The sequence below is a fragment of the Streptomyces sp. 8N616 genome, assembly GCF_052246385.1.
In the GTDB taxonomy this organism is placed as follows: Bacteria; Actinomycetota; Actinomycetes; order Streptomycetales; family Streptomycetaceae; genus Streptomyces.
The window spans coordinates 14,795-39,482 of sequence record NZ_JBQQBY010000005.1 but is presented as its reverse complement, the minus strand read 5'-3'; the positions used below and the strand labels follow the sequence as shown (position 1 = coordinate 39,482).

Annotated in this window: 11 protein-coding genes; all 11 read right to left on the bottom strand. The window is 72.3% G+C overall.

Annotated features, from left to right (window positions below):
• Positions 1-57: 57 nt before the first annotated feature.
• Positions 58-1,359 carry an AAA family ATPase gene (locus ACTWQC_RS05990; protein ID WP_443314478.1) on the bottom strand — a complete coding sequence of 434 codons (1,302 nt, stop codon included), beginning with the start codon at positions 1,357-1,359 and terminating at the stop codon, positions 58-60.
• Positions 1,360-1,433: 74 nt separating this feature from the next.
• Positions 1,434-1,844 carry a cell division protein SepF gene (locus ACTWQC_RS05985; RefSeq protein ID WP_443314477.1) on the bottom strand — a complete coding sequence of 137 codons (411 nt, stop codon included), beginning with the start codon at positions 1,842-1,844 and terminating at the stop codon, positions 1,434-1,436.
• A 181-nt stretch (positions 1,845-2,025) separates the two neighbouring features.
• Positions 2,026-2,670 (bottom strand): hypothetical protein, encoded by a 645-nt coding sequence (locus ACTWQC_RS05980; protein WP_443314476.1) that lies wholly within the window; start codon positions 2,668-2,670, stop codon positions 2,026-2,028.
• Between the two features lie 302 nt (positions 2,671-2,972).
• Positions 2,973-5,375 carry a phenylalanine--tRNA ligase subunit beta gene (pheT, locus tag ACTWQC_RS05975; RefSeq protein WP_443314475.1) on the bottom strand — a complete coding sequence of 801 codons (2,403 nt, stop codon included), beginning with the start codon at positions 5,373-5,375 and terminating at the stop codon, positions 2,973-2,975.
• A gap of 48 nt (positions 5,376-5,423) precedes the next feature.
• The gene (gene pheS, locus ACTWQC_RS05970; RefSeq protein ID WP_443314474.1) at positions 5,424-6,458 is read right to left on the bottom strand and encodes a phenylalanine--tRNA ligase subunit alpha; all 1,035 of its coding nucleotides are present in this window, start codon (positions 6,456-6,458) and stop codon (positions 5,424-5,426) included.
• 152 nt (positions 6,459-6,610) lie between these two features.
• The gene (locus ACTWQC_RS05965) at positions 6,611-8,083 is read right to left on the bottom strand and encodes an MFS transporter (RefSeq protein WP_443314473.1); all 1,473 of its coding nucleotides are present in this window, start codon (positions 8,081-8,083) and stop codon (positions 6,611-6,613) included.
• 97 nt (positions 8,084-8,180) lie between these two features.
• Positions 8,181-14,540 carry an SDR family NAD(P)-dependent oxidoreductase gene (locus ACTWQC_RS05960; protein ID WP_443314472.1) on the bottom strand — a complete coding sequence of 2,120 codons (6,360 nt, stop codon included), beginning with the start codon at positions 14,538-14,540 and terminating at the stop codon, positions 8,181-8,183.
• 20 nt (positions 14,541-14,560) lie between these two features.
• Positions 14,561-15,403: a homoserine O-acetyltransferase/O-succinyltransferase family protein gene (locus tag ACTWQC_RS05955; protein ID WP_443314471.1), complete on the bottom strand. Its 843-nt coding sequence runs from the start codon at positions 15,401-15,403 to the stop codon at positions 14,561-14,563.
• A complete protein-coding gene (locus tag ACTWQC_RS05950; protein ID WP_443314470.1) occupies positions 15,400-19,401 on the bottom strand; it encodes a non-ribosomal peptide synthetase in 4,002 nt (1,333 codons plus the stop codon). Before ACTWQC_RS05950 ends, ACTWQC_RS05955 begins: the two co-directional genes overlap by 4 nt.
• 11 nt (positions 19,402-19,412) lie before the next feature.
• Positions 19,413-20,768: a serine hydroxymethyltransferase gene (gene glyA, locus ACTWQC_RS05945; RefSeq protein WP_443314469.1), complete on the bottom strand. Its 1,356-nt coding sequence runs from the start codon at positions 20,766-20,768 to the stop codon at positions 19,413-19,415.
• Between the two features lie 23 nt (positions 20,769-20,791).
• Positions 20,792-24,679, bottom strand: coding sequence for a condensation domain-containing protein (locus ACTWQC_RS05940; protein ID WP_443314468.1), 3,888 nt, complete (start codon positions 24,677-24,679; stop codon positions 20,792-20,794).
• Between the last annotated feature and the right edge of the window lie 9 nt (positions 24,680-24,688).

Genomic DNA, 24,688 nt, shown 5'->3' with positions numbered 1-24,688 from the left:
GAGTCGGCGGAGCCGGCGGAGCCGGACGAATCAGCGGAGTCAGCGGAATCAGGGGAGTCAGCGGCCTCGTTCACACCCAAGGTCTACCACCGACACCCCCTCCACCCCCGCGGCGCTGCCCCCGTCCTGCACCGCCCCGACCAGCCGCACATGCCCCCGCTCCCCCATCTGTACGGCCAGCGTGAGCAGTTCCCGCACCTGCCGCCGGTCCAGGCAGCGGTCCAGGCCGTCCGCGAGGACCGTGAGCGCCTGCCGGGCGGGCAGCACCTCGGCGGCCGGGTCCATCTCCAGTACACCGGGCCCGGTCAGCAGCACCAGCGCCAGGGCCAGATACCGCAACTCCCCGTCCCCCAGCCGCCCGACGGGCGTGACACCGAGCGCTCCCCGGTCCAGCACAGCTCGTACGGTCCCGTCGCCCAGTTCCTCGGCCGCCAGGTCCTCCACCGCTCCCGCGCACCCCGTATGGCACGCCGCGACCAGGGCGGCGTGCCGGGTCGTGCACTCCGCGCGGGTCCGCCGCAGCACCTCCGCCAGATTGCCGCAGCCGGCCTGCAGCCTCCCCTCCCCCACCGGGACAGGCGCTCGCATCCGGTCCGGCCGCGGGTCGCAGACGAAGGCCGAGCGGAGCGCCACGACGGCCTGTTCCGCGGCGTCCAGCACCATGCGCTGGCCGGCGGTCTTGCCCGCGACCCGCAGCGGCAGCAGCGCCGTACCCAGCCGGTCGTCCGGCAGCGGCGCCCGCGTCACCGGAACGGAGCCCGCGGTGTGCCAGGCGGCCTGCACGGTACGCCGCCCGGGGTCGCGCAGCGCGGTGGACAGCAGCACCTGCCCGTTGCCCGTCAACCGCTCGCCCACCACACGGAGTTCGGGCTCGACCTGCACGGCGACATCGAGACGTACCTCGCCCGCAGGCCCTTCCACCGTGCAGCCGATCCGGATCCCGCGCCGTCCCTGGGCGTCCGGCCGCGCCCGCTCGGGCACGCAGGCCGCGGCGTCCGGGAACACCTCGCCGAGGGACGCGCCGCCGCCGAGCCGCGAGAGTGCCGCGTACGCCTCCAGCGCGCTGGACTTGCCACTGCCGCTGGGCCCGGCGAGGACGGTCAGCGGGGTGAGCGGGAAGGCGGCGCCACGGTGCGACTTGTAGGAGGAGAGCCGCAGTTCGGTCACCGCAGGGCGGTCGGCCGCGACCGCGGCGGTTCCGGGAACGGCGACCGCGGGAGTTCCCCGAACGGCGACCGCGGGGGTTCCGGGAACAGCAACCGCGGCGGTTCCGGGAACGGCGGGCGTGGCGAAGGTGGTGGTAGTGGTGCAGGCGGCGGGGGCGGTGGCCGTCCCTGCGCCCAGGCGGGTTGCGTCCATGAGCGGACCGTACGCAGCCGCCGGTCAGCCGAACCGTTCCACCGCCCCGGTCTTCCTACGATCGGGCTACCCGATCAGTCGACAGCCCCCGCCGCCGCCCCCAGCCGGGGCTGCTCGACCTCGGTACCGGCCGGGGTCAGCAGGAAGACGTTCCTGTCGACACGGTGCATCCGCGCGCTCAGGCCGAAGGTGACACCGCTGGAGAAGTCCAGGACGCGCTTGGCGACGTCCGCCTCCGCGCCCGTGAGGTCCAGCAGCACCGGCACCTGCCCCATCAGATACTCGGCGACCTGCCGGGCGTCGGAAAAGCACTGAACTCGGAGAACGACGAAGCGCCGTGCATCCCGCTCGTTCCCCTCGTCCGGCCGCCCCCGGCCGGGGAGCGTGGGCTCGCCCGGCCAGGACGGCCAGGCGTCGCCGCCGCGCAGCGGTACGACATCGGCAAGCCCCTCCCACTGCTCATCGGTGACGTCATGCCTGCTCACCAGACCTCCCCGCGGATGAGCTCGCTAAGTATCCCCATCCACCCAACCCTAGTGACAACCACCCGGAGATCGGGCGGAGCGACACAAGTCGCGCACCCTGGTGTGACATTGGCCATCCAGCGGCGGTGGGGGCGGGCGGCGTGGCCGTCCCGCCCCCACATACGAGGTCCTTCTCCGGTGCCTACTCCTCGCAGTTGGTGAGGGACTTGGCCTTGACCTGTACCTTGCCCGACTCGGCCTTCTTGAGTTCGAGCTCGACGTCCTCGATGTCGACGTCCTCGATGTCGATGGCGTTGTTCACCGCTATCTGGCCGAAGGCCGCCTGAAGGTTCTCCAGGCCCCCCGAGCCGCCGAGGAGCGCGGCCAGGCCCTCGCCTGCCGAGGCCAGCTGCGAGTTGAACGGCTGGAGGTCGACGTTCGGGTTGGCCTTCGCCCATGCCTCGGGCGTCTTCCCGTCGAGCGACTTGAGCGTGACCTTCGGCGCCTCGTCACCGCCCAACTCGATGTCCTCGATCCCCACCGCGGCCTTGTCGGACGGGAGCGCGCGCAGGGCGTCGTCGAGGTTCTGCAGACTGTCCGGCTCAGCCCCGACCAGTGCCATCAGCCCGGCCAACTGCCCGTCCAGCTGTGCGGGGTCGACGACGCCGCCCTGCTGCGCCTTCGCGGCCACCTCGGACGACTTCGGGTCCAGGGACGAGCATGCGCCGGCTTCGCCGTCCTCCCCCGCCATGGCCGCACCCGTCGCCACGGCCCCCGTGATGAGGGCCGCACCCGCCAGTCCGACTCCCAGAAAACGACGCTTGTTGGTCCGCCTTGCTCGAGACATGCGTACACCTCGCAGATGAAGGAAAACAGGACGCGGGAGCCGTCCTTCGGCCAGCGGGCCACGGCCGTTGCGCGCCGAGGCATCCCGCTGTCCCCCACAAGATGACCTCACCCGTCCGTCGGTCTCTCCCGGTTGCGATACCGAGCGGCCTCGGGACCCTGGAGGATGCTCGCCGCGGTGTCGCGCCGGTAAGTACGGACCTGACGCGGTTTTGACTCAGCGCCGTCGCACTCGTCCGCAAAGATGTCGCTTTTCCGTCAGGTCGTCGGTGGCGGCAGGTCCACGCCGTAGTCCCGGTAGCTCTACCGCAGGCTGAGTTCCCGGCTGTCGAGGAAGCGGAGGAAGCCTGCGCGGAACTCCTCGAGGTCCTCGCCGGACAGGGTGCGCTCGGGGTGGGCCAGCCAGTAGCGGAACGTGTAGCTGCCGATCCCCGGTTCCAGCCCCTTGCCCTTGTAGCTCAGCAGGAACTCGCGCCGCTGCACGAGCGGGTGGCTGAACTCGTCCAGGGTCCGCTCCAGACCGGCGTACGTCCCGGCCACCGGCCAGAGCACGGAGAAGTCCTGGCGGGAATCCGGGTACACCGAGAACGGCCGGTACTGCTCCGTGGCGTAGAGCGGCCCGGTCAGCCGGTCGATGTCGAGCTCGAACCAGACGGCCTGCCGCTGCGGGGTCACCGTGTCCAGGATCGGGCCGTACAGCACACCGGCCGTACCGACCGGCCCGGAGTCGTCGCTGAGCACCGCGGTGAGGTCCGGCACCCGCCAGGGGGCCTCGCCCTCGCCCACCTTGTCCGGCTCGGCGCGCAGCGTGCCCCGGCCGATGGTGCGCACCACCGCCTCCAGCGCTCCCTTGACCTCGCGGTAGTGGTCCTCCAGCGCCACGCCCCGGCTCGGCCGCACGCTGACCCCGGCGAGCCGGCTGACCTCCTCGTGCCGCCCGTCCCCGACCAGGATCACCCGGCCGATCTCGAACACGGCGTACTCGTCGCTGTTGCCGAGGTTGTCCTGGGCGACCTTGAACAGATTGGGCAGCAGGGTGGTGCGCAGCCGGGCCTTCTCGGGTGCGATCGGGTTGCGCAGCCGCAGCACCTCGCCCGGATCGAAGCCGATCCGGCTCAGCCAGTCGTCATCGGTCCACAGATACGTCTGCATCTCGGCGAAGCCGTGGGCGCCGGCGAGGATACGCCGTGCCTTGTGTTCCCGCCGGATGGCCGGGTTGGGGTCGACCGGCTCCAGCCGTGCCTCCGGCAGCCGTGGCTCGATCTCGCCGTAGCCGTACACCCGGAGCACCTCCTCGACGACATCGGCCGGGATCGCGATGTCCTGCTCGCCGCGGAACGCCGGTACGCCGACGACCAGCCGGCCGTCCTTCCTGCTCGTGGTGAAGTCGAGCGCGGTGAGGATCGCGTCGACCTGGGCGTCGGAGATGTCCGCCCCTGCGCAGCGCTGTACGTGCCCGGCGTCCATCTCGACGGTGCGGACGCGGTCCCGCAGGTCCCCGCGGACCGTGAACCGGCTCGTCGCTTCCGGGCGGGCGCCCGCCTCGTCGAGCAGTCGCACGATCCGGCCGGTCGCCAGGCGGGTCACGGACGGCGGCTGGTTCTTCTCGAAGCGCTGGCCGGCGTCGGTGCGCAGGCCGAGACGCATCGACGTACGCCGCACCCGGGCAGCCCGGAAGTTGGCGCTTTCGAGAAGGACCCGCCGGGTGCCGGGGCTGACGCCGGAGTCCAGGCCGCCCATGATCCCGGCGAGGCCCACCGGACCCGCATCACCCCAGATGAGCAGGTCATCCGCGACCAGGCTGCGCTCCTGGTCGTCCAGGGTCCGGAAGGCGGCGGCCCCGTGGGCCGGTGCGACACGCAGCGAGCCGACCCGGTCCCGGTCGTACGCGTGGGTGGGCTGGCCCAGTTCCAGCATCACGTAGTTGGTGAGGTCGACCAGCACGTTGAAGGTGCGCTGCCCGAGCACGTGCAGCCGGGCCTGGATTTCCAGCGGGGACGCGGCGTTGTCGGCCACGTCCACCGCGAACGCCGTGACGACGGGGCAGTCCTCGCCGCCCTCGTTGGTGACCGGGAACTCCGGGAGCGCGTCGTAGGCGGCCAGGTCCGTGACGTCGAGCCGGCGCAGCGGCTGGTGCAGGATCGCGGCCAGTTCCCGGGCGAAGCCGTAGTGGCCCCACAGGTCGGGCCGGTGGGTGAGGCTCTTGTTGTCGATCTCCACGAGCACGTCGCGCAGCGGGATCCACTTCGACAGCGGCGTGCCGGGCTCGCTGCCCGGCGGGCACCGGAGCACGGTGTCTGACGCGGTGCCCAGGCCGATGTCGGAGGGCGAGCAGAGCATCCCCTCGCTCGTACGGCCGCCGACCCGGGCGGCTTCGAGGCGTCCGGCGGGCAGTTCTGCGCCCACCGGCGCGTAGGCGGCGAGCATGCCCTCGGCGACGTCGACGGCCGAAGTGACCGTGGTGTGCCGGCCGGTGCCGGTGCCGGTGTCGACGGTGACGGCACGCAGACCCGGCGAGTCGTCAGTGGCGGGTGCGATCTGCTCCACGGCGGTGATGCGGGCGACCACGGCGCTGTCGGCCCGGTTCGTCACCACGTCGAAACCCTCGACCTCCGCCGTGGCGAGGGTGAGCCGGTCGGCGACGGCCTCGGGCGTCAGCCCGCCCAGGTCGACGTAGTCGGAGAGCCAGTTCAGGGAGATCTTCATGCGTCCGGTTCACTCGTCTCGGTTCGGCGCGGTGGAGCAGGCGGCTGGTCAGACGGTCGCGGGGAACTGCTCGTAGAAGCGGATGTCGCCCGCCCCGAACAGCCGGATGTCCGGGATGCCGAACTTCATCATCGCCAGTCGGGTGAGCCCGAGGCCGAACGCGAAACCGCTGTGCACCTCGGGATCGATCCCGCCGGCCTTCAGCACGTTGGGGTGCACCATGCCGCAGGGCATCAGCTCCACCCAGCCGGTGCGCTTGCAGACGCGGCAGCCGGAGCCTTCACAGATCAGGCAGCCGAGGTCCAGCTCGAAGCCGGGCTCCACGAACGGGAAGTAACCGGGCCTCAGCCGCACGGTCACGTCCCGCTCGAACACCTTGGCCAGCAGCGCCTTCATGACGCCGAGCACCGTCGCCACCGTCACATCGGTGTCCACCATGAGTCCTTCGCACTGGTGGAACGTGGTCTCGTGGGAGGCGTCGGTGGACTCGTACCGGAAACAGCGTCCGGGGAAGATCGCCCGGAGCGGCGCGCCGTAGCGGCGCATCGAACGCACCTGGGTCGCCGAGGTGTGGGTGCGCAGCAGCGACCCGTTGTCCAGCCAGAACGTGTCGTGCATGTCCCGGGCCGGGTGGTCGGCGGGGGTGTTCAGCGCGTCGAAGTTGTAGAACTCCTCCTCGACTTCGTAGCCCGCCTCGACCATGAATCCCATGCCGCGGAAGATGTCCTCGAGGAACATCTGGATGAACGCCACCGGGTGGACGCTGCCGGTGCGGTCGGTGGTGCCCGGCATGGTGAGGTCGACCAGACCACGGCGGCGCTCGCGGGCGGCCTGCGTCTCGGCGCGTTTGCGCGCGGCGCTGATCTCCGCTTCCGCGAACGACTTCAGACTGCCGATGGTCTGCCCCACCGAGCGCCGCTCCTCGGCGGACAGGGCGCTGAAGTCGGTTCCCCGCATGACGCCGGTGATCAGGCCCTTCTGCCCGAGGTACTTGACCCGGACGTCCTCGACCTGCGGCGGGGAGCCTGCGGATGCCAGGTCATCGACTAATTCACGCCGCAGCGCGTCCGCATCTACAGTCATCGGCCCTTCCCGATCGAGCAGCGCTGTTCATGTGTGAGGACTTCATGCTCTCGCAACGAGGCGAAGCCGACGCATACTTTACCGGCGGCCCCGGAGCGCCACCGAGCGACCCCGGTCCGTGTCGGTCCGGGTCGCTGGTCGCCGATGCGGCGTCAGTCCGCCTCGGCATACGTCCGGTTGGTCTCCGCCGCACCTTCCGCCGCGGCGTCGTCCTGCTGCGGGGTCTTCCGCAGAACGGCGAGGGTGACCGGGATCGCGAGGACGACGAGGGCCGCGGCGACCAGGTGGGCGAGGTGATAGCCCGAGTTGAGTGCCGCGTCGGCCGATTCGCCCGCGGCGGTACGGCCGGAGGTGCGCCCGGTGGCGATGCTGGTCAGCACCGCGAGGCCGACCGCTCCGCCCACCTGGTAGCTCGTGGCGAGCAGCCCCGAGGTCAGGCCCGCGTCGCTCTCGGTCGCATCGGACATGGCCATGGCCATCAGACTGGGGAAGCCCAGGCCGCCGCCGAGCCCGAACAGGATCATGGCGGGCAGGACGTCGACCGCGTAGCTGCCGTCCGCCGGGGTCCGGGCGTAGAGCAGCAGGCAGAGGGTGATCAGGCCGAGGCTCGTCACGAGCGTGGTGCGCAGGCCGAAGCGCAGGGAGAACGGGCCGGACAGCCGCAGCGCGGTCACCCCCATGGTGAGGGCCGCGGGCAGGAAGCCGAGGCCGACCTGGAACGGGTCGAATTCCAGGACCTGTTGCAGGTAGAGGGCGCCGAAGAAGAACACCCCGAACATCCCGGCCACCAGCAGCAGCTCGATGATGTTCGCCCCGCTGACGTGCCGGGAGCGGAAAAGCCGCAGCGGCATCAGCGGGTTGGCGATGAGCCGCTGGCGGACCAGGAATCCGGTCACCAGGGCGATGGCCGCTGCGCCCAGACCCAGCGTCCGCGCCGACAGCCAGCCCCACGTGCCGACCTCGAGGATGGTGTAGACGCCGAGCATCAGGCCGGCGGTGAGCAGCGCGGCACCGAGGACGTCGGCGCGCTGCCCCCGGCCGATGCCCTCGGGGTCGGCGACATGGCGCACGGCCAGCGCCGCGGTCGCCACGCCGACCGGCAGGTTGATCAGGAAGACCCAGTGCCAGTTCATTGCGGAGGTCAGGGAACCACCGGCGAGCAGGCCGATGGAACCGCCCGAGGCGGTGATGAACCCGTAGACGCCGATCGCCTTGGCCTGTTCCCGGGGCTCGGGGAACAGCGTCACGATCATGCCGAGGATCACCGCGGAGGTCAGCGCACCGCCCACGCCCTGGGCGAACCGGGAGACGATCAGCATGAGCTGGTTCTGCGCGACGGCGCACAGCAGCGACGCGACCGTGAAGACGGTCAGCCCGGTGAGGAAGATGCGCCGTTTGCCGATCAGGTCACCGAGCCGGCCCGCCAGCAGCAGCAGGCCGCCGAAGGCGATCAGGTACGCGTTGACGATCCAGGCGAGGTCGCTCTGGGAGAAGTCCAGGTCCTGCCGGATCGAGGGCAGCGCGACGTTCACGATCGTCGCGTCGAGCAGGATCATGAGCTCGCCCACGCAGAGCACGTACAGCGCGGTCCAGCGTGAACGGTCGGTTCCAGCCTGGTCGGTCATGCAGATGTCTCCTAGGTGTACGCGGAGCGTGTCGCATGCGGCGGGCTGCTCCCGTGACCCGCGAGGGGCGGGCCGGGGGAGAGCCGCCGCACACGCGCTAGCCCTCGGTGCCGAAGCCGACTTCCTCGAGGGCCAGCAGCAGTTCGTCCTGGTCGATGTCGGCCACGTCGGCGTCCGCGTCACCGGTCAGCAGTTGGCGCAGGGTGGTCTCACAGCGGTCGAGCCAGCGTTCGACGTCCGCCGTCGCGTGCACCTCGGACGAGTATTTGACGGCGAATTCCAGCTGCCCGCCGCTCACCTGTGCCGCGATGTCGATCAGGTAGTGACGCTCCGCGTCCGGGCTCTGTTCCGCCCCGAGCGAGCCGGGCACGGTCGTCAGCAGCGCATTCGTCTCCTCGGAACTGTCGAAAACCCCGAGGTAGTTGAAGCTCACCTGCCTCTCCGGCAGCGACCGCAACGGGTGGCCGGGCGGGCAGGCGTCCAGGTAGCGCAGCATGCCCCATTCCAGGTCGCGCCCGCGCAGCTCGTTCGTCGCCCGGCGTACGCGCTGCAGCGCCTCGGCGGGAGCGGCGCAGCCGGCCATGTCCAGGCACAGCGGGGCGATCGAGGTGAACCAGCCGACCGTACGGGAGAGGTCGACCGGCATGTCCCGCTGCAGCCGTCCGTGCCCTTCCACGTCGAGCGTCACCGCGTCGGCGCCCATCCACTCGGCGAGACTCCAGCCGACCGCCGTCAGCAGCACCTCGTTCACGCTGGCGTCGGCCAGTCGGGCGAGGGTGTCGGACGGCACCGTGCGGTTCAGAATCACCGTATCCGCCTCGCGCAGCGGCTCGGCCGGTGCCGGTGTGCCGGGCAGCGTGCCCGAGGAGCGGTCCAGCCGGGCGAGCCAGGCGTCGGCCAGGGCACGGCCGTCGACCTGCTGGGCCCGCCGGGCCACCCTGCGGGCCCAGTCCATGAACCCAAGGGTCCTGGCCGGCAGTGTCGTTCCGGCGTCATCGGACGCACCTCGCTGTGCGTCGAGCAGGAGGCGCAGGTCCTCCTCGATGATCCGCCAGGACACCCCGTCGACGGCCGCGTGGTGGATCACCACCACCAGGTGTGCGTACGGCCGGTCGGTCAAGCGCAGGAGGGCCGCGCGCACCACAGGCCCATCGCCGGGGTTCACCCCGCGGTGCAGCCCGCTCTCGATCTCGTCGGCCCGCAGGCCTTCCTTGTCGCTGTCGGCGCTCAGGTCGTGGACTTCGAACCGCAGGCTGTCCGCGGCCGCCTCACCGGTGGTCAGCCGCAGGCCCTCCGGCTCCTCGACCAGGCGCAGCCGCAGCGCGTCGTGGTGCTCGACCAGCGCGGCCAACGCGGCTTCCACCTGGGCCGGTTCGAGGCCGCCGTCCAGCCGGTAGCGCATGCTCATGGTGAGGTGGTCGCGTACCGCGGGCTGCTCGGCCTTCTCCAGCCACCAGGCGAAGATCGGCGGCAGCGGGACCGGCGTCGTCGTGTCCCCGGCCTCGTCGTCCAGCGGGACCTCGTCCAGCCGGTCGTGGTCGGCGAGGTGCGTGAGCAGGGCGCCGACCGTCTTGTGCTCGAACAGGTCGAGGGGGCTGAACGTGAAGCCGCGCTCGGCGGCGCGGGCGACCACCTGGATGGCCCGGATGGAATCGCCGCCGCTGGCGAAGAAGTTGTCCTCCTCGCTCAGTTCCGGGCGCACCAGCACATCGCGGAAGACCGCCAGCAGCGACGCGGTGTGCGATGCGGGGACGGCGGAGGTACGGCGGGCGGCGGTGCGTACGCAGCGCACGCTCGCCGGGGCCAGGTCGAGCAGCTCCGCGACCTCCGCGGGGTCGTCCACGCCGTCGGCCTCCACCGCGTACCGGACGGTGCCGAAGGGCAGCAGCCCGGCCACCGCGTCGCCCGCGGCCGACAGACCGATCAGCGTGCGCTGTTCCTCGGAGTCGAGGGCCAGGTGCAGCGAGGCCAGGCCCTGTGCGGGCGTCAGGGCGGCGAAGCCCCGCCGCTCGGCGAGCTCGACCAGGGTGGACGGGGCGCCGGCCGCCATGCCCACCTGCTTCCACATGCTCCAGTCGAGGCAGATGTTCTCGCGGCCGCCGCGCCGGCCGCTCCACGCCGAATGTGCCGCCTGATACGCGCAGGCACCGGCGTAGTCGGTGAATCCGGCACCGCCGAAGAAGCCGTTGACCGAACTGAACATCACCAGCGAGGTGCTGCGGTCCCGCAGGACCGCGTCCAGCGTGTGGCACAGCCGGATCCGGTCGGCCGCACGGCGGCGCAGCCCGTCCGAATCCGCCTGTCCCGGCGAGGTCAGCGCATCGAGCTGCTCCGCCACCGAGCCCTCACCGACCAGGTTGAACACCGCGTCGAGCGGGCCGCCCCACTCCTTCTCCGCGGCCTCCACCGCGGCACGCAGCGCATCCGGATCCGTGGCGTCGAGTGCCTCGTAACGGATCTCGCTCCCCCCGCCGGACCCGGCCTGATCGGACAGGTAGGCCAGGGTCTGCGTCCGCGGGTCGCCGTCCTCGGCCGGGCTGCGCCCGACCACCAGCAGCCTGGCGCCGAACTGCCGCAGCAGGTGCCGGCACAGGTGGGCACCGACGCCACCGAGACCGCCGACCACCAAGTACGACCCGCCCTCGCGCAGCACGCGGCGCGGCGTGGCCGGGATCGACGGTGCGGGCAGCGGCCGAAGGGCGCGGACGAGGCGAACGCCGTCGCGGTAGGCGACCTGGGTGTGGCCCCGTACGGCGCTCTCGGTGAGCAGCGCGTCGTCCGGCGCACCGTCCACCAGCGCGATCCGCAGCTGCGGATGGGACTGGCCCAGGCTTTCCGCCACGCCCGGCAGCGCGGCGTACGCGATGCTCGGCTCGGTGCCGGTGACCACGGCCGCGGCGCGGGTGGCGAGGGTGATGGCGGGTGGTGCGGGCAGTTGGGCCGCGGCCCGGCAGAGCGCGTCCCATGCGGTGTGGGCCTCGGACAGCGCGCGGACGGCGGTGTCCGCGTCCTCGCCGGTCGCCGCCGTACGCCAACTCGCCTCGATCACCGCGTCAAGACCGCCCACCCGCTCCGTTGCGGCGGCCAGCAGGGCGGCCGTATCGCCGTCGTGACCGGCCCGGTAGCGGGCGCGGCCGCCGGCGTCGAAGCCGTCGAACGGGGCACCGCTGGTGGCGGCCAGGGCCGCCCCGGCGGGAGCCTGTTCGCCCAGCCACAGCACGCGCGCGGCGCCGGCCGGTGCCGCCGCGGCGGGCTCCCAGTGCGGTACGAAGTGCCAGGCGGGCACCGTCACCCGCTCGCCCAGGCCGCTGTCACGGCGCAGGGCGATCCGCTCGGCGAACTCCCCCGCCAGGAAGCCCTGGGCCAGCGGCTGACGGCGGATCTTGCCGATCGCGGTCCGCGGCCACTGCTCCGGGTCCAGCTCGACCAGCGCCACCGGACGGAGGTTGTGCTCGGAGATCAGCGCCGCTTCGACTGCGGCGGCGTCGGTGCTCGCACCCGCGGCCGAGCTGTAGAAGACGACCAGGTCGTCGGTGACCGCGTCGGTCGGTCGGACCGCGACCGCCGCGCAGCACCCCTGGCGGATGCCGGGAACGGCCTCGATGGTGTTCTCCAGCGCCCGCGCCGCGTAGTTCAGGCCGTTGACGATGATGACGTCCTTCTCGCGGCCCGTCACCACGAGGCTGCCGTCCACCATGAAGCCGCAGTCGCCCATGCGCAGCCAGCCGTCGTCGGTGAACGTCTCGGCGTCGGCCTTCGGGTTGCGGTAGTAGCCGTCCATGATCTGCGGTCCGCGGACCTCGATCCGGCCGCTCACACCCTCCGGGCAGACCCGGCCGCCGGCGTCCACGACGCGCATCGAGATCCCGGCCATGGGCCCGCCGACCTCCGCGAACGGGCTGCCCTCGCCCGGCAGGGCACGCTCCACCGGGGAGTCCAGCGCGGTGTCGCTCAGCCAGTGCACGTAGTCCTGCCGTCCGGCGACCAGGTTGTGGGCGCCGATGATGGCCGAACTGGTCTCCGTCATGCCGAACACCGGCTTGATGACGTCCGGGCGCAGGCCGTGCGGCGCCAGCAGCGCCAGGAAGCGCTGGTTGCCCTCGTGGGTGACCGCCTCGCCGCCGTTCTCCCACACCTTGATCGTGCTCAGGTCCCAGCTCCCCTGCGCGATCTTCTCGGCCTGCTCGTTGATGAGGTTGAAGCCGAAGTTGGCCATCCAGGTGATGGTGACCCGGTGCTTGTCGCACAGGTCGAGCAGACGGGTCGGCTCGGCCAGCGCGTAGCCGGTGTCCACGTGAATCTGGTCGTGGGCGAGGCAGAGGTCCCGCATGTGGTGCTGCACCAGGCCGCCGACGTGGTCGACCGCCAGCCAGTTCAGTGAGGTCTCGCCGTCGAGGCCGAACTCGCCCCGGATCGCCTCGGCCAGGGATACGAGATTGCGGTGCGAGAGCGCGACGCCCTTGGGGGCTCCGGTGCTTCCGGAGGTCAGCAGCATGAGCGCGGGCGGGCGCGGGGTCCAGTCCGCCGCGGGCAGCGGATCGTACGCCTGCGCGGCCTCCAGCGTCAGCATTCCGGCGCTCAGCCCGCGCTTGTCCAATACCGGTGCGGTGGCGTCCCGTTGGGCCTCGGTCGTGAGGATGGCCCGGCCGGTCAGCATCGTCTCAGGTCCGAGCAGGTGCCACAGGGGGTTGCTCGCGGCGTCGTACGGGGTCGCCGGAGTGAGCGGCACCGGCAGCACGCCCAGCAGGATGCAGGCCCAGATACCGGTGAACAGGTCCGCGGGGCGCGGGCAGTGGACGATCAGCTCGCTGCCCGGTGCGACGCCCTGCTCGCGCAGGTACGCGGCGACCCGGGCCGCCCCGGTCAGCAGTGCGCGGTACGACAGCGGCTGCTCGTCGCCCTCGGCGTCGATCAGCAGCAGGCCGCGGCCGGTCCCGGCCGCCCGCTGCAGCCGGGCGATGAGGTCGCCGGGCGGGGGCGCGAGTTCGGGACCCGTCGCTTCGGCGAGCCGGGTGCCCGGGTAATGGCCGCCGCCTGCGGCGAACCCGTCCGGCAGCGGCAGGCCGTCGGTCTCGGCCCGGACCGGTACGGCGCGCAGGCGTACGGGGGTGTCGCGGTCACCGGTCAGGGCGCGCTCGGTGTGCGCGAGCAGCCAGTCGTCCGGCGGCGCCACGGCGGAAAGGCGGGCCAGATCCACCTCGCCGTCGGCGTCGCGCGGCAGTGCGGGCAGGGTGGTCACGCCGAGCGGCGCGGCCCAGGCGGGCAGCGCGGCGGTGAGCCGTTCGACCGTGTCGGGGCCGGTGGCGCTGCCAGGGGCGCTGCCCGCGGCGCACAGCACCAGGCGGGCACGGTCGCTGTCCGGATCGCGGGCCAGGAGTGCGGCGTTGGTGAGGCCCGCCGTGGCCAGCAGGCGTGCGACCGGCGCCGGTGCCAGGCGGCGGCCGGCGAAGCGGAGCGGGTCCAGCTCGCGCAGGTCGAACTCGATGCTGCCGTCACTGCGCTTACGGGCACGGTAGTCGGTCACCCAGGTCCGCTCACCCGGTTCGGTCCGCACCGCCTCGGCAACGGAGTCCACCGTGTCGCCGATGACCGGCAGCCGGCCGGCCAGGGCCAGCCGGCCCCAGGCGTTGGCCGGCAGCGGCCGCCCGGCCGGGTTGCAGACGCGGTGCCGTCCGTACACCCTTCCGCGCACGCTGCGTTCGCCGCCGGACGGCTGCGGGCGGGTGGTGGCGAGCACGAGGTGGTCGCCGAAGCCGTGGTGGTGCTGCTCGGCCGGTGGCAGCCGGTCCGGGCAGCCGCTGCCCCAGCTCAGCCAGGCGGCGTAGGCGCCGGGCTCGGTCAGCGCCGGGGCACCGGTGAACCGTACGGCCGGGCAGGCCAGCAGGGCGCTGGGATCGGCGGCGGCTGTGGTGTCCGCCGCGCGCAGCGAGAGGCGGTCCACCCCTGCCAGCCAGGCGCCCACGACCAGCGGCAGCCAGGTGTCCACCCGCCAGTCGGCGAGGACCTGCACCGCGGCCGGTGCCTCGGCCGGCAGTTCCAGCCGGCCGAGGCCGCCGAGCGGATGGGCCACGCAGCCCACCAGCGTCTCCGAGACCACGAGCGCGGTGTCCACGCAGGTCGCCTCGTACGGATGCACCCGCACACTGCCGTGCGCCGCGAGCAGTTCACAACGTGCGGGCGCATCAGCAGGACCCACCCACGGCGTCGCCCCGGCCAGCCAGGCGGCCAGGCAGCCGATCACGGTGTGGACGGGCTCCGCGGCAGCCACCGTGACCAGTTCGCCCGGCCGGACCTCGCGGTCCCCCAAGTCCTCGGCGAGACCGGCGATCCGGTCGGCCAGCGCGTCACCGCTGTGCTCGTCGACGACCGGGGCGTCACCACGGGTACGCAACCGGGCCAGGACTCGTCCGGCCAGTTCAGCGGCGTCGGTGACCTCTTCGAACGGGTTGGGCTGCACGGCAGTGCACACTCCTCGGATCAGACCTGCGACGGTGCGGCGGTGGCTGACGCGGCGTGGCCGCGGCCCGCGCGCTTGCGCTCGGCGGCGAGCTGCAGCCACGCGGCGAAGAACGCCCGGTTGTTGGCGCGCCAGCGGTTCACCGGGCGGTCGGGGTCGTAGTTGACCGGCACGGGCGGTGAATCGCCCCGCTTCAGGGCGCTGTGGTACTCCTGCGCCAGCCGTTCGGTCGGGTAGTCCTGATGTCCTTGCAGCATCAGGTGCGCGCCGTCCGCGGACACGACGGTGGTGTGGCCGCTCTCCCGGCACCAGTCGAGCGGAATCAGCCGGCCCTCTTTCACCGCCTCGGCGAAGGGCTCCGGCTCCAGCTGGGCGTACCGGCTCTGCGGCAGCCAGTAGCGGTCGTCGAGACCGCGCATGAGCGGGTGCTCGGGGGCCAGGTTCGTCATCTCGAAGACCCCGGACACCTTGGCCGGGAAGTGGAGCTTCTCGATGCCGTAGAACACCTTCCCCACCACCTGCGCGCCCCAGCAGACACCGGCCAGCGAGCCGACCCGGCCGTCGGCGTCGCGCAGGGTCTCCACGACCTCGTCCCAGTAGGTGGCCGCGGTGAAGTCCGGGTTGAGGTCCATCGCCGCGCCGGTGAGCAGGAGCGCGTCGCAGTCGTCGAGGTCGGTCTCGTCGTAGAAGCGGTGAGTGGCCTCCAGGATCTCCTGGTTGCTGCTGCGGTACGGGTGGTTGCGGACGCGGATCCACCGCACGTCCGTGCCGGGCGGCAGCACACCGGCCATGTAGTCGAGGTAGATCTCGGCCTGCGGCATCAGGTTGATCACCGCGAGGCGGGGGCTGGAGGTCGTGCTCATGCGGTCACCTCGGGCTGCGACGGGACAGTCGGATCGGTCGGATCGGTCGGGTCGGTCGGGTCAGTTGGGTCGGTCGGGGCGATGGGGTTGGTGGGGTCGAGCGCGGCGAGCAGGCGGTCGGCCACGTCCCGCGGATGTTCACGGACGAAGTAGTGGTCGCCGGTGAGCACCACGAGTTCGTGCCGCGGGGCGAGCAGGCCCCAGTTCCGCCAGCCGTCCGCGTAGTCCTCGGTGAGCGGGTCGCTGTCGCCGATCAGGCAGGTCAGCGGGGTGCGCAGCCGGTCGTCCGGCCGGGCGAGCGCCTGCCGGAAGTAGCGCCGCGCCTCGCCGCCGTCGTGCCGCAGCAGCCGGCCGATGACGCGCGCCTCGCCCTCGCTCAGGTCGCTGAAGCCGCCCAGCCGGGCGAAGCTCTCGGCCAGTTCCACATCGCTCTGCGCGGCGAACGGGTCCTCGTCGAGCTCCGCGACGCCTCCCGGCGGGTAGGAGGCGGCCACGACGAGACCGCGCAGGTCCAGGCCCTCCCCCTCCAGCCGGCGGGCGATCTCGGTGGCCAGCGCGACGCCACCGCAGTGCCCGTACACCAGCAGCGGACGGTCCTTCAGCTCGCGCGCCGAGCCGACCACCGCCTCCGCGACCGCCTCGATCGGCTGCGGCTCCTCCTCGGTCCCGTCGTGCTCATGGCCGGGCAGCCGCACGGCGTACACCGCGAGCCGGTCCTCCAGGACGTCGGCCAGCGGCTGGTACACGCCCGCGTGCCCGCCGCCGTACGGCACACAGATGACCGCGGGCGCCGGATCGGTCGTGCTGAGCCGGACCAGCGCCTCCCGGTCGCGCTGCCCCTGGCCGAGGTGCTCGGCCAGGGCCCGCACGCTGCGGTACTGGTAGAGCGCGGTGATGGGAACGGCGTGGCCGGGCACGCGGCAGGCGCGCAGCGCCTTGAGCGAGTTGCCGCCCATCTCGAAGAAGCTGGTCTCCACGTCGAGTTCGGCGGCGTCGATGCCCAGCACTCCGGCCCAGTGCCCGGCCAGCGCGGTCTCCAGCTCGGTGGCCGGCGCGGCGCGGTCCTTCGTCGTGGCCGCGAACTGCGGGGCGGGAAGTTCGCGGCGGTTCACCTTGCCGTTCGAGCTGAGCGGCAGCCGTTCCAGCCGGACGAACGCCTCGGGGACGAGGTGCTCGGGCACCCGCCCGCGCAGCCAGGTGCGCAGCTCCGCCTGCAGCGCGTCGTCCGCGCCCTGCCCGTCGGCCACCACGTAGGCGGCCAGCCTGCGGTCGCCCGACGGGTCGGTCGGCGCGGCCACCAGGCAGGTGTCCACCCGCGGGTGCTCGCGCAGCACCGCCTCGATCTCGCCCAGCTCGATACGGATACCGCGGATCTTCACCTGGAAGTCGATCCGGCCCAGCAGTTCGATCGTGCCGTCCGGACCGAACCGGGCCAGGTCACCGGTGCGGTAGAGCCGTTCGCCCGGCCGCGTGGGCCACGGGTGCGGCACGAACTTCTCGGCCGTCAGCTCCGGCCTGCGCAGGTACCCGGCGGCCATGCCGACGCCGCCGAGGTGGAGCTCGCCGGGCACGCCGACCGGTGCCGGCTCCATCCGGCTGTCCAGGATGTACGCCGTCTGGTTCGCCATCGGCGTGCCGTACGGGATGCTGCGCCAGGCCGGGTCGACCGCGCCGACCGGATACGTCACCGAGTCCACCGACAGCTCGGTGGCCCCGCCCGCGCTGACGAACTGCACCGAGGGGAAGGCGGCGCGGACCCGGTCGGGCTGGGTCAGCGGAATCCAGTCGCCGTCCAGCACCGCCAGCCGCAAGGTGTCCCGCTGGTAAGGGAGTTCCGCGGTGACGTCGAGCAGCGCGTCCATCAGCGCGGGGGCCGAGTGCCACAGGGTGATGGACTCCCGGCCGATCAGCTCCAGCCAGTGCTCGGGGTCCTTGTCCCGGCCGGCGTCGGGGAACACCAGGCAGCCGCCCGCGTTGAGGCTGCAGAACAGGTCGCACACCGAGATGTCGAAGCTGAGGGAGGACACGCACAGCGTGCGGTCCTCAGGCCCCATGCCGAAGCGCCTGCAGTAGTCCTCGACGTTGTTGATCCGCCCGCGGTGGTCGAGCATCACTCCCTTCGGCTGCCCTGAGGAGCCGGAGGTGTAGATGACGTACGCGAACGCGTCCGGGGACACGGTCAGGTCGAGCGGTGTGGTGGACTGCGCGGCGATGGCGGGCCAGTCGGTGTCCAGCGCGAGCAGCGGCAGTGCGAGCTCGCTCGCCACTCCGCTCGCCACCTCGGCGCCGCGCCCCCAGGTCAGCAGGGCGCGCAGCTGCGAGTCCTCGACCATGTAGCCGATGCGGCCCGCCGGATAGGACGGGTCCAGCGGTACGTACGCGGCCCCGGCCTTCATCACGCCGAGCATGCCGACCACGGTGGCGGTGGACTTCTCGGTGCACAGGCCGACCCGGTCGCCCGGCCGCACCCCCAGCTCGACGAGCTGCCGGGCCAGCTGGTTGGCGCGCGCGTCCAGTTCGGCGTACGTGAGGCGGCCGTCCCCTGCGATCACCGCAGGCTGGTCGGGCCGGATCGCGGCCTGCCGCTCGGCGAGCCCGTGCAGCGTGCGGTCGAGGTCGAACGGCTGGGCGGTCGCGTTCCACTCCTGCAGAATCCGTTCGGCGTGCGGACCGGCGACCGTCTCGATCTCCCACAGGAACCGGTCGGGTTCGCTGCCGAGGCGCTCCAGCAGCAGCCGGAGCTGGTCAAGCATCGCGCGGGCGATCTCGTCGTCCAGCCGGTGCTGGTAGTAGGTGAGCACCAGCATCACCTGGTCGCCGGGGAAGGCCCGTACCGCGACGGGGTAGTTGGTCGGGCCGCTCCAGTCGTAGTCGGTCAGCCGGATGCCGCCCCAGCTCTCGGTGTGGCCGTCGTCGAGCGGGTAGTTCTGGAAGCTCAGCAGGGTCTCGAACAGCGGCTTGCCGCGCTCGATCCCGGACAGCTCCTGCACTCGGGCCAGTCCGGTGAACTGGTGCGACTGCAGGCGGAACAGGTCGCGCTGGATCTCGGTCAGCCAGTCCGACACCCGGCGCCGCGGGTCGATGCGCACCCGCAGCGGCACCGCGTTGATGAACAGGCCGACCATCTGCTCCACGCCGGTCAGCTCCGGCGGGCGGCCGGCGGTGGTGGAGCCGAACAGCACCTCCTCCTCACCGCTGTACGCACCGAGCAGCCGGGCCCAGGCGGCGTGCGCCAGCGCGCTGAGCGAGACGCCCAGGCGCGAGCACTGTTCCTGTACGGTCGCGCTGGTCTCCCGGTCGAGCGTGACCGACAGGGTGACCTCGTTGCCGCTGCCGCCCTCGTGGACGCCCTGACCGCGGTCCACCGTGAGCCGGGTCGGTGCGGAGAAGCCGCGCAGATAGTCCTGCCAGAACCGCTCGTCGGCTTCTTTGTCGCGCTCGCCCAGGTAGCGGATGAAGTCGCCGAAGGGGCGCGCCGGTTCGAGCGTGAGCGGCCTGCCGTCGCGCACCAGCGAGGCGTAGCACTCCAGCGCCTCGTGCAGCACCAGGCCGAAACTCCACCCGTCGAGCAGGATGTGGTGGTGGCTCCAGACGAATTGGTGGGTCTCGTCGTCGACCTGGCGCGCGATCAGCCGCATCAGCGGCGCCCGCGCCATGTCGAAGCCGCGCTGCTGGTCGTCGAGGAGGAGCTGCCGCCAGTCGCTCTCGGGGTCCGGCCGGCCGCGCCAGTCCGCCCAGTCCAGCGGTACGTGGACCGACCGGCCGACGACCTGGACCGGTTCCTTCAGCTGCTTCCAGGCAAAGGCGGTGCGCAGTACGGGGTGGCGTGCCACGACCCAGTTCCAGGCCTGCTCGAAGGCAGCCCGGTCGAGCGGACCCTTGATACGGCACCGGATCTGCTCGAAGTAGGTCGGCTCGCCGGGCCGGCTCAGCGTGTGGAACAGCAGGCCCTGCTGCAAGGGGGAAAGCGGATAGGCCGCTTCGACGTTCTTCGCCATGCCCAGCTCCTTCAGCGGTCCTCGGTCTGCGGTGCCGTGGCGTACGGCAGCGGGAAGCCGCGGCAGAGTTCCCGTACGGCGGTCGTCACCTTCTCGCGTACGCCGTCGGGCAGTTCGAAGCCGCCGTCGGGCAGGGCACGGGTGTTGGTGAGCACTGTGTCGATCAGTTCGGCGCACCGCGCCATTTCGGCCGGGCCCATCCGGCGCAGCGCGACGGTGTTGCTGCCCAGGCGCACGCCGCTGGCGGTCGTGGCCCCGCGGGTGTCGCCGGGGATCTTGTTCTTGTTGACGAGGATGTCGCAGGCCTCCAGCGCCCGTTCCGCGACGACGCCGTTGAGCCCGGACGGCACCCGGAACAGCACGATGTGGTTGTCGGTGCCGCCGCCTATCACCTCGTAGCCGCGCTGTATCAGCCCGTCGGCGAGCGCGTCGGCATTGGTGCGGATGCGCTGGGCCAGCTCGCGGAAGCCCGGTTCCAGCAGCCGGCCGAGGGCACGCGCCTTGGCGGCGATGGTGTGGACCTCGGGGGATCCCTGCATCATCGGGAACACCGCGCTCTGAATGCGCTGCGACAGCGTGCGGGTGCCGTCGTCGCTCAGCGCGTCGGCGTCGCGGCCCATCATGATCAGCCCGCCGCGCGGACCGTAGAGCTGCTTGAAGGTGCAGGTGGTGGTGGTGTGCGCGTGGTCGATCGAGCTCGGGTGCAGACCGGCGGCGATCAGTCCCGCGATATGGGTGACGTCGGCCAGCACGTACGCGTCCACCTCATCGGCGATGGCGCGGATGCGCTCGAAGTCGATCACCCGGGTGTAGGAGGTGGTGCCGCAGACGATCAGCCGCGGGCGGTGCGCGTGCGCGAGCTCGCTCAGCTGGCGGTAGTCGATCAGGCCCTGGTCGTCGAGCCCGTAGCTGTGCACCTTGAACAGCTTGCCGCTCAGGTTGACCGGGGAGCCGTGGGTCAGATGGCCGCCCTGGTCCAGCGCCATGCCCAGGATGGTTTCGCCGGGCTGGAGCAGGGACTGCATCACCGTGTGGTTGGCGAAACTGGCGCAGTGCGGCTGCACGTTGACGTAGCGGGCCCCGAAGACCCGCTTGGCCCGGTCGATCGCCAGCTGCTCGGCCTGGTCGACGTAGTGGCAGCCGGCGTGGTAGCGCTTGCCCGGATAGCCCTCGGCCGTGACGTTGACGATGCTCGATCCGGCCACCGCCATCACCGAGGAGTCGGTGCCGCCACTGGACGCGACGAGCGACAACGACTCGGTCTGCCGCTGGTGTTCGCGCTCGAGCAGCTCGAACATCTCCGGGTCATCGCGGCGCAGCGTATCGATGCCCTGGCTCAGATAGTGCCCGATCGTGCTGGATTGCATGGCTGTCTCCTTGCGGTCCCGGCTCACCATGCGTCGTCGTCATGGAGGAGGGTGTGGATGGATTCGTGGGGGTTGGTGAGACCGGCCTCGACCAGGGCCGTCCAGTCCTGACAGAAGCTGCGGATCGTGGCTTCCTCGAACAGCGCGGTGCGGTAGGCGAAGATCCCGGAAAGGCCGCCGTCGCCGGTTTCCCAGAGGACGGCCGACAGGTCGAACCAGGACACCGAGCCCTCGGTCTGGAACGGCCGCAGGGGTGTCCCGGCCAGCCGGCGTTCGGCGTTCTGCCCCGGACCGCCGCCCTGCAGGGACAGCAGGGTCTGCACCAGCGGGGGCCGGGAGGCGTCTCCCGCGGCGCCGAGCTGTTCCACCATCAGGTCGAACGGGTAGCGCTGGTGGGCGAAGGCACCGGACAGCGCCGCCCGCACCCGCTCGAACAGGGTGCTGAAACCGGGGTCGCCGCTCGCGTCGATGTGCACCGGCAGGGTGTTGATGAAGCACCCCGGCAGTTGCTCGGCCTCGGCGTGGTGGCGGCCGGCCACCGGCACGCCGATCAGGAAGTCCTCGGCCTGGCTCACCCGTGCCAGCCAGGCGGCGTAGCCGGTCAGCAGCCAGGTGAAGAGCGTGCCGCCCGCGCCACGGGCGGCCTCGCGCACCCGCGTCACCAGCTCGGCCGGCATGCTCAGCGTGAGCCAGGCGCCGCGGTAGTCCTGCTGCGCCCCGTGCGGGAAGTCGGTGGGCAGCGGCAGTTCCGTCGCCACTCCGGCGAGCCTTTCCTGCCAGTAGCGGGCGTCCTCCGCATGAGCGGGGCTCTCGTCGAGCCGGCGCTCCCAGGCGGCCCAGTCGGTGAACTGCAGGGCCGGCGCGGGGACCGGTGACGCCTCGCCTCGGCTCAGCGCTTCGTAGTCCCGGGTCAGTTCGGTCAGCAGCAGGTTCATCGACCACTCGTCACAGATGGCGTGGTGCAGGACGAGCTGGAACCAGCCGCGAGCGGGGTCGGTGCGGTCGGTCAGCAGGAGTGCGCGCGCGGCCCCGGCCTCGGCCAGGTCGAACGGCTCGGCCGCGTGCTCCCGCAGGTGCGCTGCGACGTCCTCCTGTGCGCTGTCCACGGCTGTCGCGGTGAAGTCGAAGGTGCCGGCCGGTTCGACGCGCTGGGTCAGCTCGCCGTCCTCCAGCACCAGCCGGGTGCGCAGGATGCCGTGCCGCGCCACCAGCCCGTCCAGTGCCTGCCGCAGCGCCCCGGCGTCGACGGGCCCGTCCAGGACGAAGGTGTTGCCGACGTTGTAGGCACCGGCCTTCGGGTCGAGTTGCTGCAGCAGCCACATGCGGCGCTGGGAGTGGGTGGCCGGGGCGCGGGTGCGCGACGGATCGGCCTCCGGCCCCACGTCGGGCTTCGGCCCCGCGTCCGCCTCCCGCGCCGGCGCCAGCGATTCCAGGTGCGCGGCCAGCTGGTGCAGGCGCGGATAGTCGTAGACCGCCTCGAACTGCAGCGTGACACCGAAGTCCCGCTCGACGGCGTTGTCCATCTGGGTCTGCATCAGCGAGTCGCCGCCGAGGTCGAAGAAGTCGTCCTCCCGGCTGACGGTCTCGGTGTCGAGCAGGGCGCACCAGATCGCCGCGAGCTTGCGTTCGGCCTCGGTGCCACCGCCCTCCGTCAGCCGGTTGACCTGCTCCGGCTCCGCTTCGGGCGACTCCACAGGTGTGCTCGGCGGCCGGCCTCCCGCGTACGGCTGCTCGACCCAGCAGCGGGTCGGTTCGAACAGCGCGGTCGGCACCCAGGTGCGGCGGCCGTACCCGCCGAGGAACCGGACGCAGCGCGCCCAGTCGACCGTCACACCGGCACGGTGCAGCGCGGCCAGAAGGTCCAGCAGCTGTTCACGCGGGTCCCCCTGCGCGGTCGTACCGGGTTCGATGAGTACGCCCCGGTAGCGCGGCGCCAGTTCACCGGCCAGCTTCGACAGCTGTCCCGGCCAGGGCGTGACGAACACCGGGTCGCCCTGCGCGCTGATGGTGGCGAAGGCGGCCTCGGTACGCGCGGCGTCCGGTGGCGCCACGGTGCCGAGCCCGGCCCGCGCGCCCGCGGCCGTGCGCAGGTCCGACTCCCCGCGCAGGACGTCCACCAGCAGGTTGCCGCTGCCGTGGCCGATCAGGATGCGGTCGGAGAGGCCCGCTTCGAGCAGCGCCTGGACCAACGTGAGCTTGGCGAGGAGGAGTTCGACGCCTGCCTTCTCGGCCGGTGTGGCGTCCGCGAGGGACGTACGGTGCCGCTCCTGCCAGGTCTTCAGCGCCGGGAAGGCGTCCAGCCAGGCCCGCACCGCCTCCGCGCCGGGCTCGCCCTCGTGCGGCAGCAGCAGGATCGGTGCGGTGGAGTCCGGTGCGTGGGTGACCCCTTCACCGCCCCCGGCCAGCTGCTCCAGCGCCTCGATCGCCTCTTGGGCGTTCCCTGCCGGTACGGCGGCGCGCCACCGCTCGTGGTCGCGCCCGGCCGCCTGCACCCAGGCCAGGTCGGCCAGCGCCGAAGGATCTGCACGCCTCCGAAGGTGCGCGGCCAGCCGTCCCGCGTGCCGGCGCAGCGCGCTCTCGCTGCGTGCGGACACCGGCACCAGCACCGTACGGCCCGGCTCCGGAGCGCTGTCCCGGCGGCCCTGCGGTGCCTGCTCCACGACCAGGTGCACGTTGGTGCCGGTGAGGCCGAACGCGCTGACCCCCGCGCGGCGCTGCGCGGGCGCGTCCCACGGCTCGGTGCGCGAGGACAGGCGCAGCGCGGACTTCTCCGTCTCCAGCAGCGGGTTGGGCTCGGTGAAGTGGGCCGAGGCGTACCGCCGCCCGGTCTTGACCGCCACCACCGCCTTGAGCAGGCCTGCAGCGCCGGCCGCCGAGTCGAGATGGCCGAGGTTGGACTTGACCGAACTCAGCACGCAGAACTGCGTGCGGTCGGTCCGCCGGGCGAAGGCGGACGACAGCGCCTGGAACTCGATGGGGTCACCCAGCCGGGTTCCGGTGCCGTGCGCCTCGATCAGGCCCAGGGAGTTCGGGTGCACGCCCGCGGTGCGCCAGGCCTCGAGCAGCAGCTCCTCCTGCGCCTGGGCGCTGGGCGCGGCGAAGCCGTTGCTGCGGCCGCCGTCGTGGTTGCTCGCCCCGCCCAGGATCACCGCGTGGATCGGGTCGTCGTCCTCCTGCGCCCTGGCCAGGGGCTTGAGCAGGAACACGGCGCCGCCCTCGCCGAGCCCCGTGCCGTCGGCCGCGGCGTCGAAGCTGCGGGCCCGCCCGCCCGGGGACACGATGGACTCGTTGCCGGGCACCACGGCGGTCGGCGGACTGGACATCAGCCGTACGCCACCGGCCACGGCCCAGTCGGCGTCCCCCGCGGCGAGCCTGCGGCAGGCCTCGAGGACGGCGGCCAGCGAGGACGAGCACGCGGTGTCGACGGTCAGCGCCGGTCCGCGCAGGTCCAGCGTGTGCGCGACGCGGCCGGCCTGCGCGGCCGGCAGCAGTCCGGTGACCAGGGGTGCGGCGGCCGGATCGAGCAGCGCCGAATAGCTTTCGCTCGCGGCGCCGAAGACCACCGCGGTACGGCTGCCCTTCAGCTGCTCGAGCGCGTAACCGGAGTCCCAGATCGCCTGGCAGCTCAGCTGGAGCAGCAGGCGCTGCTGCGGGTCCATCTGCCGCGCCTCGCGCAGGGACAGGCCGAAGAAGGCGTGGTCGAAGGTGTCGATGCGGTCCAGCAGCGCGCATTCCGACAGCGGGACCTCGGCGTCGAGCCCGGCGTCGCGCCTGCGTGCGTCCGGCACCGGGCCGACCAGGTCGCGACCGGTGTCGAGCAGCTCGGCGAAGCCGGCCAGGTCGTCGCCGCTGCCCGGCAGCGCGGCCGCGATGCCGACGATGGCGATGGGTTGGGCTGGGGAACTGTGCATGGGGCGGCC

What these genes read in the sequence shown, in the direction of transcription:
- pheT (WP_443314475.1), bottom strand. Translation starts at nt 5,375, where the DNA reads ATGAAGATCTCCCTGAACTGGCTCTCCGACTACGTCGACCTGGGCGGG.
- ACTWQC_RS05950 (WP_443314470.1), bottom strand. Translation starts at nt 19,401, where the DNA reads ATGGCGAAGAACGTCGAAGCGGCCTATCCGCTTTCCCCCTTGCAGCAG.
- ACTWQC_RS05940 (WP_443314468.1), bottom strand. Translation starts at nt 24,679, where the DNA reads ATGCACAGTTCCCCAGCCCAACCCATCGCCATCGTCGGCATCGCGGCC.
- ACTWQC_RS05980 (WP_443314476.1), bottom strand. Translation starts at nt 2,670, where the DNA reads ATGTCTCGAGCAAGGCGGACCAACAAGCGTCGTTTTCTGGGAGTCGGA.
- ACTWQC_RS05955 (WP_443314471.1), bottom strand. Translation starts at nt 15,403, where the DNA reads ATGAGCACGACCTCCAGCCCCCGCCTCGCGGTGATCAACCTGATGCCG.
- glyA (WP_443314469.1), bottom strand. Translation starts at nt 20,768, where the DNA reads ATGCAATCCAGCACGATCGGGCACTATCTGAGCCAGGGCATCGATACG.
- pheS (WP_443314474.1), bottom strand. Translation starts at nt 6,458, where the DNA reads ATGACTGTAGATGCGGACGCGCTGCGGCGTGAATTAGTCGATGACCTG.
- ACTWQC_RS05965 (WP_443314473.1), bottom strand. Translation starts at nt 8,083, where the DNA reads ATGACCGACCAGGCTGGAACCGACCGTTCACGCTGGACCGCGCTGTAC.
- ACTWQC_RS05990 (WP_443314478.1), bottom strand. Translation starts at nt 1,359, where the DNA reads ATGGACGCAACCCGCCTGGGCGCAGGGACGGCCACCGCCCCCGCCGCC.